The 12114-nt window shown below is 75.4% G+C and carries 13 protein-coding genes; 6 read left to right on the top strand and 7 right to left on the bottom strand.

The features are described from left to right. The first annotated feature begins 63 nt into the window (after positions 1–63). A complete protein-coding gene (locus tag ACOJTC_RS20615; protein ID WP_420118104.1) occupies positions 64–450 on the top strand; it encodes a hypothetical protein in 387 nt (128 codons plus the stop codon). A 10-nt stretch (positions 451–460) separates the two neighbouring features. Here ACOJTC_RS20615 and ACOJTC_RS20610 read toward each other — a convergent pair whose 3' ends face one another. The 4 genes from ACOJTC_RS20610 to ACOJTC_RS20595 form a co-directional block, all read right to left on the bottom strand. After that, positions 461–1024 (bottom strand): hypothetical protein, encoded by a 564-nt coding sequence (locus ACOJTC_RS20610; RefSeq protein ID WP_420118103.1) that lies wholly within the window; start codon positions 1022–1024, stop codon positions 461–463. A gap of 160 nt (positions 1025–1184) precedes the next feature. After that, entirely contained in the window at positions 1185–2246 is a 1062-nt protein-coding gene (locus tag ACOJTC_RS20605; protein WP_204927115.1) for a type III polyketide synthase, read from the bottom strand. Between the two features lie 58 nt (positions 2247–2304). Beyond that, positions 2305–3471 (bottom strand): acyl-CoA dehydrogenase family protein, encoded by a 1167-nt coding sequence (locus ACOJTC_RS20600; RefSeq protein WP_420118102.1) that lies wholly within the window; start codon positions 3469–3471, stop codon positions 2305–2307. A 44-nt stretch (positions 3472–3515) separates the two neighbouring features. Next, a complete protein-coding gene (locus tag ACOJTC_RS20595) occupies positions 3516–4274 on the bottom strand; it encodes a methyltransferase domain-containing protein (protein WP_204927113.1) in 759 nt (252 codons plus the stop codon). Between ACOJTC_RS20595 and ACOJTC_RS20590 the strand changes: the two genes are divergently transcribed. From ACOJTC_RS20590 to disA, 4 genes are all read left to right on the top strand, one after another. Beyond that, positions 4273–5160 carry a UbiA family prenyltransferase gene (locus ACOJTC_RS20590; RefSeq protein ID WP_377684775.1) on the top strand — a complete coding sequence of 296 codons (888 nt, stop codon included), beginning with the start codon at positions 4273–4275 and terminating at the stop codon, positions 5158–5160. The genes ACOJTC_RS20595 and ACOJTC_RS20590 overlap by 2 nt on opposite strands. Positions 5161–5302: 142 nt before the next feature. After that, a complete protein-coding gene (locus ACOJTC_RS20585) occupies positions 5303–6106 on the top strand; it encodes a hypothetical protein (RefSeq protein WP_420118101.1) in 804 nt (267 codons plus the stop codon). 91 nt (positions 6107–6197) lie between these two features. Continuing rightward, positions 6198–7649 (top strand): DNA repair protein RadA, encoded by a 1452-nt coding sequence (radA, locus tag ACOJTC_RS20580; RefSeq protein WP_420118100.1) that lies wholly within the window; start codon positions 6198–6200, stop codon positions 7647–7649. A gap of 142 nt (positions 7650–7791) precedes the next feature. After that, positions 7792–8973: a DNA integrity scanning diadenylate cyclase DisA gene (gene disA, locus ACOJTC_RS20575; protein ID WP_088643288.1), complete on the top strand. Its 1182-nt coding sequence runs from the start codon at positions 7792–7794 to the stop codon at positions 8971–8973. A 10-nt stretch (positions 8974–8983) separates the two neighbouring features. Here the strand turns inward: disA and ACOJTC_RS20570 are convergent, their stop codons facing one another. From ACOJTC_RS20570 to ACOJTC_RS20560, 3 genes are all read right to left on the bottom strand, one after another. Further along, positions 8984–9715, bottom strand: coding sequence for a hypothetical protein (locus ACOJTC_RS20570; protein WP_420118099.1), 732 nt, complete (start codon positions 9713–9715; stop codon positions 8984–8986). A 148-nt stretch (positions 9716–9863) separates the two neighbouring features. After that, the gene (locus tag ACOJTC_RS20565) at positions 9864–10427 is read right to left on the bottom strand and encodes a peptide deformylase (RefSeq protein WP_357925867.1); all 564 of its coding nucleotides are present in this window, start codon (positions 10425–10427) and stop codon (positions 9864–9866) included. Between the two features lie 55 nt (positions 10428–10482). Next, positions 10483–10995 carry a glycine cleavage system protein R gene (locus ACOJTC_RS20560; RefSeq protein ID WP_420118098.1) on the bottom strand — a complete coding sequence of 171 codons (513 nt, stop codon included), beginning with the start codon at positions 10993–10995 and terminating at the stop codon, positions 10483–10485. 96 nt (positions 10996–11091) lie between these two features. On the opposite strand from ACOJTC_RS20560, the gene ACOJTC_RS20555 reads away from it, so the two are divergent. Further along, the gene (locus ACOJTC_RS20555) at positions 11092–11997 is read left to right on the top strand and encodes an A/G-specific adenine glycosylase (protein ID WP_420118097.1); all 906 of its coding nucleotides are present in this window, start codon (positions 11092–11094) and stop codon (positions 11995–11997) included. The last annotated feature ends 117 nt before the right edge of the window (positions 11998–12114 follow it).

The raw sequence follows: 12114 nt of genomic DNA, 5'->3' as shown, positions 1-12114 counted from the left end.
GGGTCGTCCGGGGGGACCGAACGACCCACCGTCCGGCCGCTGACGGGCACTTGGGTGCCAGTGGTGGGGGGGTCGCTCCCCGCAGTGGACCGGGTCGCGGACGACCAGCGGCCGGTCCCGCTGCGCGGCCTGCTGCCCGCGATGATCATCCTGGTCGACGGCTGTGCCTGCGCCGAACAGGTGGCCGCCGCCGCCAGCGCCGCCCCGGACGGGGTGCAGGTGGTGAGCGTCGCCGCCGGACGGAAGGTCACCCCCGCGCCACCGGTCGGCGGACCGGTCCGCGCCCTCGCCGACCCCGCCGGCGAGCTACGCGCCGCGTTGCACCTGCCCGCCCAGGCCGGTGCCGCCCCGGCGCTGCTGGTGGACCGGGCCGGCACGGTCGTCCGGGTGCTGCCCGAGCTGGGTGCCGCCGCCGACTACCGGGGCGACCTGATCCGGCTCGGCGGCTGAACCGGGCCGCTCAGGGCACCGCGACCACCTGCGCCTCCAGCTCGACCGAACCCGGCCCGACCACCGAGAACTCCAACCGGGTGCCGCCGTCCGGGCCGCGCAGCTCCCAGGCGACCAGTTCACCGTCGCAGGCCGTCCGCCGGTGCTGCGGCGGGTCGTCGTGCAGCACCGAGACCAGCAGCGTCCCGTCGCCCGAGCAGCGGTACTGGAAGAGGTGCCGTGCGCCGTCCGGGGTCGACTCCCGGCGTACCGGCGCCCGGCCGGACACCAGGGTCATCCGCTCCCGCCAGGTGGTGTCGGTGAACGTCGGCAGCCCCACGTCCGGGTCGCCTGAGGTCCCGGGCAGCTCGGTCGCGCCCAGCACCCGCCCGGTGCGAACGTCGATCACCACCACCCGCCGGGTGGCCTCCGCGCCGGCCGACGGCTGCGGTGACCCCGTCGCCGCCGAGCCCACCGGGTCGACCGCCGGGGCGGTGGCCGACCACCACCAGCCGCCCCCGACCAGGGCGAGCAGGGCCACGCCGGCCAGCACCGCACCACGCAGCCGATCACCGCCGACCCTCTCGACCCCCACCCGGCGAGGGTAACCAGCAGCCGACGGCGGCGCTCGGCGCAGCGCCGACCACACCCGCCCTGACCAGGTCGTCCACCTCACTGCGAGCGCTCCCGGCCGGCCCGGACCGCCGCCGGCCGGGAGTGGTTCAGGCCGGACTGCGGTGGCGGGTGGACGAGGCTCAGGAGCGGCGTTCGAGCAGGGCCGCGTAGAGGGTCAGTCCCGGACCGAAGGCGAGCAGCACGATCCACCGGGGCGGAGCCGCCGCCCCCAGCAGCCGCTCCAGGATCAGCAGCACCGTGGGCGACGAACAGTTGCCGTGCGCGTCCAGCACCGCCCGGGAGGCCGCCAACGCGTCGTCGGGCAGGGCCAGCTCCCGCTCCACCACGTTGAGGATGCGCGGGCCGCCCGGGTGCACCGCCCAGCCGTCCACCTCGGCGACCGTCGTACCGTGCCGGGCCAGCAGGCCGTCCACCAGACCCCGGACGTGCGCCGAGAGCACCTGCGGGACCTTCGGCGACAGGCCCATCCGGAAGCCGGTGTCGGTGACGTCCCAGGTCATGTGGTCGGCGGTGGACGTGTCGGTCACCGAGGCGACCTCACGCAGCGCGTACCCCCGGCCGGTGGTGTCGGTGCCGGGGACCAGCACGGTGGCGACCGCGGCGTCGGAGAAGAGGGCGTGCGAGACGATCTGCTGGGTGTCCATCCGGGCCGAGGACGGCTGGATGTGCAGGCTGGTCAACTCGGCGCAGAGCAGCAGCGCCGGCCGGCCCCGCGCGGTCACGAAGTCACCCGCCGCGCCCAACCCCGGCAGGGCCGCGTAACAGCCCATGTGCCCGACGAACATCCGCTGGCAGTCCGGGGCCATGCCCAGGTCCCGGGCGAGGAGGATGTCCAGCCCGGGGGTGGCGTAACCGGTGCAGGAGCAGACCACGAACAGCCCGAGGTCACCGGCGGCGAGGCCGGCGGCGGTCAACGCCCGGCCGATCGCCTCCTTGCCCAGCGGCAGCGCCTCCACCTGGTAACGCCGCATCCGTCGGTCGGTCGGCCAGTCGGAGACGTCCTCCAGCAGCGGGTTGACCGCCGCCTGCCGGTGGGACACCCCCGAGTTGGCGAAGATCCGCTCGGCCAGTGCCCGGGTGGGACCCGAGAAGTGCTTCGCGAAGTAGCCCGTCCAGAGTTCGTCCTGGGCGGCGCCGGGCGGGTGTGCCGCCCCCAGCCCCGCGATCAACGGCACAGCCATCTGTCCCCGCCTCTCGTCCGCACTGCCCGTCCGGTGGTCGCCCCGACCCCCGTCACCCTCACCAACGAGGGGCCGTTCCGTCGCGGTCCGGGTCACCCCCGAGCACCGCCACCCCGAGCCAGTCGGCGCACACGTCCGAGGTCGCCGGATGCAGCGAGCCGCAGCGGGCGTCCCGGTAGAGCCGTTCCAGTGGATGCCCCCGGCGGGTGGCCGCCGTCCCGGCCGCCTCCATCATGGACGCCGCCACCTCCGCCGCCGTGGTGCCGGCGAGCAGCTTCGCCCGCCACACCCACCGGTTCGTCTCGGCGTCGCCGGGCGCGTCGTCGACCCGGCGGGCCGCCTCGGCCACCACCAGCTCCGCCGCCGCCACCGCCGCGTCCGCCCGGCCGAGCCGGGCCCGGACCGCCGGCAGACCGCCGAGGTCCCGCGCGGTGAGGTGCTCGGCGGCGGCGTCCACCGCCGCCCGGGCGACCCCCACGTAGACGGCGGCGTAGCTCGCCACCAGCCAGTGCGGCATGAGCTGGGCGACCACCAGGGCCAGCCCCTCCACGCCACCGAGCAACCGGTCCGCCGGCACCGTCACGTCCAGGTGCAGGTCGTGCGACGAGGTGGCCCGCATGCCCAGGGCGTCCCAGGTCGGCTCCACCGTCACCCCCGTGCCGGCGGGCACCAGGAACTGGGAGACCAGCGAGGGGTCGGCGGCGCTGCGGGCGGCCACCAGGTAGCCGTCGGCATGCCCGGCCCCGGAGCAGAAGGTCTTGCTCCCCTTGATCCGCCAGCCGCCGTCGACCGCTTCGTAGACCGTGCTGAGCCGGGACAGCCGGGCCCCCGCGCCACGTTCGCTCATCGCCACCGCGTACCAGGCGCCCTCGGCCGCCGCGCGCAGCAGCCGGTCCCGGGCGGCCAGCGCCTCGTCCGGTACGCCCAGCGCCTCGGCCAGTTCCTCGGTCACCGCGCCGAGCGCGCCGGTGACCGAGGCGTGCATGTTGAACACCAGCGCGGTCGCGCCGTTGCCCCGGGCCAGTTCGGTGGCGACCGCCGCGTACCGGGCGAAGGAGGCTCCCGCGCCGCCCAGCGCGGCCGGGACCATCAGCCCGAACAGCCCGGACCCCCGCAGGTCGGCGAAGTCGTCGACCGGGAACGTGCCGTCCCGGTCGTGCCCGGCGGCGCGGGCGGCGAACCTCGGTGCCAACCGACGGGCCACCGCCGGTGCGTCCACAGTCATACCGACCCCTTCCTGGGTGTTCCTGGTACCCCTGACCGGGGCGGTTAGCCGTGCCGGACCCCCCGGCCCTGGTAGAGCACCGCCGTCGACCAGGTCGGGCGGATCACGGGCCCGTCGTGGGAGACGTCACGAGCGGCACCCCCACGGGAACGCCGCACCAGCCAGCCCAGCGTCGCCCGCAGCCCCGGCCGGACCCCCCGCACCCGCAGGGTGACGCCGTGCCTGGCGCACTCGACGACCAGCGCCCGGTCGTCCACGAACAACCGTGGGTCGTGGATGCCCCGGGGCACGGTGGGCAGGCGTTCACCCAGCTCCACCGCGACCAGCCGGGCCAGCAGCGTGTCGTTGAGGGTGTCCAGCACGAGCAGCCCGCCGGGGCGCAGCAGCCGGCACGCCTCGGCCACCGCCGCCCGCCAGTCGGGCACGTGCTCCAGCACCTCGCCGGCCGCCACCACGTCGGCGCACCCGTCGGCGAGCGGCACCGCCGTGACGTCACCAGCCAGCGCGGTGACGCCGTGCGCCGCCGCCTGTTCCAGGGCCGACCGGGTGAGGTCCACCCCGACGTGCCGGTAACCCTTGCCGGCCAGGTGGGGCGCCATCAGCCCGGCGCCGCAGCCCAGGTCGACCAGGACCGCGTCGGGCCGGGACGCCGGTGGTACCAGGGCGGCACGGGCCCGGGCCAGCCAGTGCAGCATCGCGAACGCGCCGTCGGGCCGCCACCACTCGCCGGCCAGGTCGTCGTACTGGCGGGGATCGTTGGGGGGCAGCACGCGTACACCGTCGGACACCGGACCGTGACCCATGGCATCGAGCGTGGCACGACCGGCCGGTAACGACCAGACTTCCCTTATGTGGCGGACGGTGTTAGGGCTGGTCAAAGCGAGTCATCCGGAACCGGGCCTGGCCGTGACCACGGTGGCCGGACTGCTCGCCGTCGCGGTCGGTCACCGTCCGGCCGGGACGGTCGCCGTGGTGCTCACCGTGCTGTCCAGCCAGCTCGCCGTCGGCTGGGCCAACGACGCGGTGGACGCCGGGCGGGACGCCACGGTGGGGCGTACCGACAAGCCGGTCGCCGCGGGGGCGGTGAGCCGCCGCACCGTGCTGGTGGCCGCCGTGCTGGCCGCGCTCGCCACCCCGCTGCTGGCGCTGACCACCACCCCGGTCGCCGCGCTCTGCTACACCGTGGGCCTGGTCTCGGCGCTGCTCTACGACTGGCCGCTGAAGTCCACCCCGGTCTCGGTCCTGCCGTACGCGGTCTCCTTCGGCTCGCTGCCCGCGTTCGTGGTGCTCGCCCTGCCGGGGGCACCCACGCCGCCGCTCTGGCTGGTCGTCGCGGCGGCCTGCCTGGGCGCGGGGGCGCACTTCGCCAACGTGCTGCCCGACCTGGCCGACGACGCCCGGACCGGGGTACGCGGGCTGCCGCACCGCCTCGGTGCCACCGGCAGCCGGCTGGCCGCCGCCGGGTTGCTGCTCGCCGCCACCGTCGCCCTGGTCCTCGGGCCACCCGGGCCGCCGTCGTGGGTCGGCTGGTCGGCGGTCGCGGCGGCCGTCGCGGTGCCGGCCGTCGGCTGGTACGCGGGCAGGGCCGCCACCCGGCGCGACGGCCGCTCGGTGGCCGCCTTCCGGGCGGTGCTGGTGGTGGCCCTGATCGATGTGCTGCTGCTGGTGGCGAGCGGTCGGGTGGTCTGACCGGCACCCGCCCGGGTGGCGGCACCGGGTCCGTGTGCGGCCCTCGATCAGCCCCAACTACCCTGGAGCGCGGTCTGCGCGGGTATGACCACCCCGCGCCCGGGGCACGCACCGGGTGGGGATCGTGACGAGGAGGACCGACGTGACGCGCTCGATCAGGGGTTCCCGGCGGGCCACCCTGCTGCTGTCCGGCCTGGCGGGGGCGACCGCCCTGCTGGCGACGGGCTGCGGGGCGGGCCAGGTGTCCGAGACCGCCAACAAGCAGCCGTCGGTCCAGGGGGTCAACGTCCAGACGTCGGACAACGCGTACAAGGTGCGTGGCCTCTACGTCGACTACCCGGGCGAGGACGGTCTCACCGCCGGTGCGAACGCCGCGCTCAACGCCGTGATCTACAACGACACCCGGGACCCGGTCACCGTCACCGTCACCACCGACAGCGCCCGGCAGATCGTGCTCACCGGGGCCGCCGGCTCGGCCAGCCCCTCCGGCTCCGCCTCCCCCTCGGAGAGCGGCTCGCCGTCCGGGAGCGCGTCGCCGTCCGAGGGCGCCTCGCCGTCGGGCAGCGCCTCGCCGGCCGAGGGCGCTTCCCCGTCCGAGGGCGCCTCGCCGTCGGGCAGTGCCTCGCCGTCCGAGGGCGCTTCCCCCTCCGAGGGCGCCTCCCCGTCGGCGCCGGCCGGTCAGCCGGCCCGGATCGAGATCCCGGCCCTCGGGTACGTGCAGCTCAACGTGCAGAACGGCCAGCACCTCCAGCTCGTCGGGCTGAACGAGGCGCTGCGCACCGGTCAGCAGGTCAACCTGACCTTCGACTTCGGCGACGGCCGTACCGTCAGCACCCCGGTCCCGGTCGGGGTGCCGCTGAGCCCGGCGCCCCAGTCCTCCCCGATCGTGCACCGCGAGGGTGGCGAGGAGAGCGGCCAGGAGGGCAGCTCCGGCCACGGCGGCTGACCCGCCGGCCCCGAGACACCGACGACACCGTCGGCGTGGTGACCACCACGCCGGCGGTGTTTTCGTCACCGGTGAGGGTTAGCGTCCTGGGGTGACCACCCCCCGATCGACTCCCGCCCGTGGCGCGTCCGGCGCGTCCCGGGGCCGGGCCGCCCGCGAGCCCCGCCCCGCCTACGCGTGCGACGCCTGCGGCCACCAGCCGCCCAAGTGGGTCGGGCGGTGCCCGGAGTGCGGCGAGTGGGGTTCGGTGGTCGAGTCCACCGTCACCGGGCCGGTCGTCTCCGGCCGGGTGGTCAGCTCCCGGATGCCGGCCGAGCCGGCCCGGCCGATCGCCACGATCAGCGCCGCGCCGGCCCGCGCCCGCCCCACCGGGGTCAGCGAACTCGACCGGGTCCTCGGCGGCGGCCTGGTCCCCGGCGCGGTGGTCCTGCTCGCCGGTGAGCCGGGGGTCGGCAAGTCCACCCTCCTGCTCGACGTGGCGCAGCAGTGGGCGGCCACCGCCGGCAGCCCGTCGCTGGTGGTCAGCGGCGAGGAGTCGGTCAGCCAGGTCCGGTTGCGCGCCGAGCGGATGGGTGCCCTGCACGAACAGCTCTGGCTGGCCGCCGAGAGCGACCTGGGCGCCGTCCTGGGGCACCTCGACGCGGTCAAGCCGGGCCTGCTCGTCCTCGACTCGGTGCAGACCATCTCCACCACCGGCAGCGAAGGGGTGCAGGGCGGGGTCACCCAGGTACGGGCCGTCACCGCCGCCCTGGTCGCCGTCGCCAAGGAGCGCGGCATCGCCACCGTGCTGGTCGGTCACGTCACCAAGGACGGTCAGGTCGCCGGCCCCCGCGTGCTGGAACACCTGGTCGACGTCGTGCTGCACTTCGAGGGGGACAAGCACTCCTCGCTGCGGATGGTCCGGGGGGTCAAGAACCGGTTCGGCGCGGCCGACGAGGTCGGCTGCTTCGAGATGCACGAGGGGGGCATCAGCAGCCTGGCCGACCCGTCCGGGCTCTTCCTCACCCGCTACTCCGAGCCGGTCCCGGGCACCTGCGTCACGGTGGCGATGGAGGGGCGGCGGGCGCTGCTGACCGAGGTGCAGGCCCTGATCGGCGCGACGGTGGCCGGCTCGCCCCGGCGTACCGTCTCGGGGCTCGACGGGGCCCGGCTGGCCATGGTGCTGGCAGTGCTGCAACGCCGTACCGAACGGCTGACCCTGCACGACCGGGAGGTCTTCGCGGCCACCGTCGGCGGCATCCGGGTCGTCGAGCCGGCCGCCGATCTCGCGGTCGCGCTGGCGGTCGCCTCCGGCGGGCTCAACCTGGCCATCGCGCCGCACCTGGTGGCGATCGGCGAGGTCGGGCTGACCGGCGAGGTGCGCCGGGTCGGCGCGGTCCCCCGCCGGCTCGCCGAGGCGGCCCGGCTCGGCTTCCGGATGGCCCTGGTGCCGCCCGGGTGCGGCCCCGAGAGCACCGGCGCCGGCCCGGACACCATGCGGGTGACCGAGGTCACGGACGTCCGGTCGGCGCTCCAGGCGGTCGCCCGCGCATCCGCGGAGTGACCGAGGGTGGCGACGGCGGGGGACCGGTCGGGCCATACCGGTCGACGTCCGGCAGGCCCGACCGGGGGGAGGCATCCGACGCCGTGACACATCACAGTAACCACGAGAGCACCCACCGCAGGGCAGTCCGTAGACTGTGCGCGTGCCGACCGACCGCGACGCCGCCAAGCCTGCCGGCGCGACGCCCCACACCCGCGCCGCCGCCGTGGGCTCGCCCACCCGTCCGATCAGCGTGAGCGTGGCCGGAGCCACCGGCAGCGCCGGTGATCCGCTGCGGGCCAACCTCGCCCTGATGGCACCCGGCACCGCGCTGCGCGACGGGCTCGAACGCATCCTGCGCGGTCGGACGGGCGCACTGATCGTCCTCGGCTACGACAAGGTCGTCGACGGAATCTGCACCGGTGGCTTCCCGATGGACGTCGAGTTCTCCGCCACCCGGGTCCGTGAGCTGTGCAAGATGGACGGCGCGGTGGTGCTCTCCAGCGACGGCACCCGGATCGTGCAGGCCGGGGTGCACCTGATGCCCGACCCGTCCATCCCGACCGAGGAGTCCGGCACCCGACACCGCACCGCCGAGCGGGTGGCCCGGCAGACCGGCTACCCGGTCATCTCGGTCAGCCAGTCGATGCGAATCATCAGCCTCTACGTCAACGGGCAGCGGCACGTGCTCGACGACTCGGCGGCGATCCTCTCCCGGGCCAACCAGGCCCTGGCCACCCTGGAGCGGTACAAGCTCCGCCTCGACGAGGTCTCCGGCACCCTGTCCGCGTTGGAGATCGAGGATCTGGTCACCGTCCGCGACGCGGTCGCCGTGGTGCAGCGGCTGGAGATGGTCCGCCGGATCGCCGACGAGATCGCCGGCTACGTGGTCGAACTGGGCACCGACGGCCGCCTGCTCGCCCTGCAACTCGACGAGCTGATGGCCGGGGTCGACGCCGACCGTACCCTGGTCATCCGGGACTACCTGCCCGCCGGCCGCAAGTCACGCACCCTCGACGAGGCCCTGGTCGAGTTGGACCTGCTCGGCGCGACCGAACTGATCGACCTGGTCGCGGTCGCCAAGGCGATCGGCTACCCGGCCGCCTCCGACGCGCTCGACGCGGCGGTCAGCCCGCGCGGGTTCCGGCTGCTGGCCAAGGTGCCCCGGCTGCCGGTGGCCATCGTCGACCGGCTGGTGCTGCACTTCGGCAGCCTCCAGCGGCTGCTCGGGGCGACCGTGGAGGACCTCCAGGCCGTCGAGGGCGTCGGCGACGCACGGGCCCGGGGCGTCCGGGAGGGCCTGTCCCGGCTGGCCGAGGCGTCCATCCTGGAACGGTACGTCTGACCGGGGCCGGTCAGCCGGTGACGACCAGCTTGACCGGCTCGCTCAGCTTGGTGCCCACCCGGGCGAAGACCTGGTAGTTGCCGGCCGGCGGGTTGGGGCCCGCAGCCACCCCCTGCTTGCACCGGCTGGCGTCCATGCCGTTCCAGGTGAGCTGGTAGGAACGCTCGAAGCCGGGGGTGAACGTCTGTGGGTCGGAGCCCCGGCCGGTGCCGCAGGTGTCCGACGACCAGACCTTCTCCGCCCCGGACTTGATGAACAGCTCCTGGGCGTCCGCGCCGACGTCCCGGTTACAGGTCCGCTGAGACTTGTTCCTGACCTTGAGGCTGAGGTCGACCGGGGCACCCCGACGCACCTCGGCGGGGAGCGCCACCGGGGTCACCGCGATCTCGCTGTCGGTGCAGGTGCCCTCGTCGGCCCGGGCCGGGTTGACCGGCGGGGCGGGCGGATCGGCGGCCGGGGCGCTGCTCGTGTCCGGATCGGCGGTCGGCCCGGCGGGCGGGCCCGCCGCGTCGGAGCCACCCGACGGGGACGCGGAACCGGCAGGCGGCGAGGCGGCCGTCGGTGTGGCCGCACCCGCAGCGGGAGCCGACGACGAGGCCCCGGCACCGGGTTTGGTGCCGGTGTCCCCCGATCGGGCACACGAGTAGAGCAGAACAACCAGGAGCAGAAGCCCCGCTCCGAGTACGACGGCGCGACGCCGCCAGTACACGGCGGAAGGCAGGGGACCGACCGTCAGACGCATGATGCCCCCACCGTAGCGGCGCTGCGCACGTGGACCGGCCACGACTCGCCGGGCATCAGCCACCGGTCGACGAACGACGTTCCACTGACGACAGTCGGCCGGCCCGCCCCGCCGGGAACCCGCGTCGCCACCGTGGTGACCGGCCGGGTCACAGGTAGACCTTGCGTTGGTAGACCGCGTGCGCGCCCGCCACCCGGTCGAGGAAGAGCAGTCCGGCACAGTGGTCGATCTCGTGTTGCAGGGCACGCGCCTCGAACCCGTCGGTGACCAGCCGGACCGCCGTGCCGCTGCCGGGCAGCGCCCCCTCGACCACCAGCCGGCTGGCCCGTTTCACGTCGCCGGTCAGGTCGGGCACCGACATGCAGCCCTCCCGACCCGGCTTCCACCGGCTCGCCTCCACCACCCGGGCGTTGCAGAGCACGAAGGTGCCGTGCACCGTCACCGCCTTGGGATGCCCGGTCACATCCACGGCGAACACCTGCGCCCCCACCCCGACCTGCGGCGCCGCCAACCCCACACAGCCGGGCGACACCCGCATCGTGGCCACCAGGTCGGCGGCGAGCCGGACCGTCTCCTCGGCGGTCGGGTCCACCTCCGGGCCCGGCCGGCTCAGCACCGGCTCGGGGGCGCAGACCACCCGACGCACCTCCCCCGGCAGGCCCAGGTCCGCCGGGGTCCAGCCACCGAGCCCGAGGTACGGTTCCGCGCTCACGGGGCCACCTCGGTTCGCGACTGCGGGGCTCGCACACCCCGCTCACTCCTCGCGCTCACAGGAGGTCCGGGTCGGCGGGGCGCAGGGAGACCCCGACCCCCAGGTCGGCGGCCGTTCGGGAGAGTCTGCCGGCCAACTCGTCGGCGCGGCCCGTGGGCAGGTCCACCTCGGCCACCACCACGTAGAGCGTGCCGGCCAGGCGGGTGCTCAGATCCGTCACGTTGCCACCCGCCTCGGCGATCACCCGGGTCATCGCGGCCACGATGCCCATCCGGTCCGCGCCGTGCACCGACAGCACGTACGGCTCACCCGCCGGCGTCGCCGCACCGTCCGGGGTGACCGCGCGTACGGTGGCCAGGAGTTGGCCGTCGGCGGCCAGTGGGGTCAGGGCAGCCTCGACCTCGGCGACGGCGGGGCCGACGCAGATCAGGGTCAGGGCGAAGTGACCGCGCAGCCGGGTCATCGTGGAGTCGGTGAGGTTCGCGCCGAGCCCGGCGAGCACCTCGGCGACGTCGGCCACGATGCCGGGCCGGTCCCGACCGATGACAGTGATCGCGAGCTCGCTCATCCGGGCATTCTGCCCGATCCGCACGGCGGCGCGGCGACGCCCCGCCCGGCCCGCCCAACCAGCGGGAAGCCATCGCGTGACATCATCGTCGGCGCGATGACTGAACCCACCTTCACCACCCTGGTCAGCCGGTGGTACGAGCAGAACGCCCGCGACCTGCCCTGGCGGGTGCCCGGCATCGGGGCCTGGCCGATCCTGGTCAGCGAGGTCATGCTCCAGCAGACCCCGGTGGTACGTGTCCTGCCCGCCTGGCACGCATGGCTCGCCCGCTGGCCCGATCCCGCCGCCCTCGCCGCCGACACCCCGGCCGAGGCGATTCGGATGTGGGGTCGGCTCGGCTACCCCCGTCGCGCGGTACGGCTGCGCGAGTGCGCGGTGGCGATCGTGGAGCGGCACGGCGGCCGGGTGCCCGACCAGCTGGACCAGTTGTTGGCGCTGCCCGGCATCGGGACGTACACGGCGCGGGCGGTCGCCGCGTTCGCCTACGGCCAGCGGCACCCGGTGGTCGACACGAACGTCCGGCGGGTCGTCTCCCGGGCCGTCGCCGGTGCGCCGGATGCCGGCCCGGCCACCACCCCGGCCGACCTGGTCGCCTGCGCGGAGCTGCTGCCGGTGGAGCCGGCCGCCGCCGCGCTCGCCAGCGCCGCCTTCATGGAACTCGGGGCGATCGTCTGCACCGCCCGCTCGCCACGCTGCACGAGTTGTCCGGTCGAGTCGATCTGCGCCTGGCGGGCGTCCGGCCAGGAGGCACCCACGGGTCCGACCCGCAAGATCCAGCGGTACGCGGGCACCGACCGTCAGGTACGCGGGCTGCTGCTCGGGGTGCTCCGGGAGGCCACCGGTCCGGTGCCGCACCAGCGGCTCGACCAGGTGTGGCACGACGACGTGCAGCGGGCCCGGGCACTCGCCGCGCTGGTCAGGGACGGCATGGTGGAGCCGGTCGGCGAGCAGCACTTCCGGCTCATCGGGGACGGGCCGGTCACCCAACCGCTTCCCGGCTGACCGGGACCGCATCTGGCCGGCCCCGGCCGTGCCCGATCCACCGGACAGACAGGGCGGGGGGGGGGGGGGGGGGGCGCCCCCGCCGCCCCGCCCCCGCGCGGGCGGGGGGGCGCCCCC

The sequence above is a fragment of the Micromonospora sp. genome, assembly GCF_048594385.1.
Taxonomy (GTDB): domain Bacteria; phylum Actinomycetota; class Actinomycetes; order Mycobacteriales; family Micromonosporaceae; genus Micromonospora; species Micromonospora wenchangensis.
Note: the sequence above shows the minus strand (reverse complement) of the source record. Positions and strands in the feature narration are given on the sequence as shown.

Bases quoted from the DNA above. Each gene is read 5' to 3' on its own strand.
- ACOJTC_RS20600 (WP_420118102.1), bottom strand. From the start codon at position 3,471: ATGACTGTGGACGCACCGGCGGTGGCCCGTCGGTTGGCACCGAGGTTC.
- ACOJTC_RS20560 (WP_420118098.1), bottom strand. From the start codon at position 10,995: ATGAGCGAGCTCGCGATCACTGTCATCGGTCGGGACCGGCCCGGCATC.
- ACOJTC_RS20570 (WP_420118099.1), bottom strand. From the start codon at position 9,715: ATGCGTCTGACGGTCGGTCCCCTGCCTTCCGCCGTGTACTGGCGGCGT.
- ACOJTC_RS20595 (WP_204927113.1), bottom strand. From the start codon at position 4,274: ATGGGTCACGGTCCGGTGTCCGACGGTGTACGCGTGCTGCCCCCCAAC.
- ACOJTC_RS20590 (WP_377684775.1), top strand. From the start codon at position 4,273: ATGGCATCGAGCGTGGCACGACCGGCCGGTAACGACCAGACTTCCCTT.
- ACOJTC_RS20605 (WP_204927115.1), bottom strand. From the start codon at position 2,246: ATGGCTGTGCCGTTGATCGCGGGGCTGGGGGCGGCACACCCGCCCGGC.
- ACOJTC_RS20555 (WP_420118097.1), top strand. From the start codon at position 11,092: ATGACTGAACCCACCTTCACCACCCTGGTCAGCCGGTGGTACGAGCAG.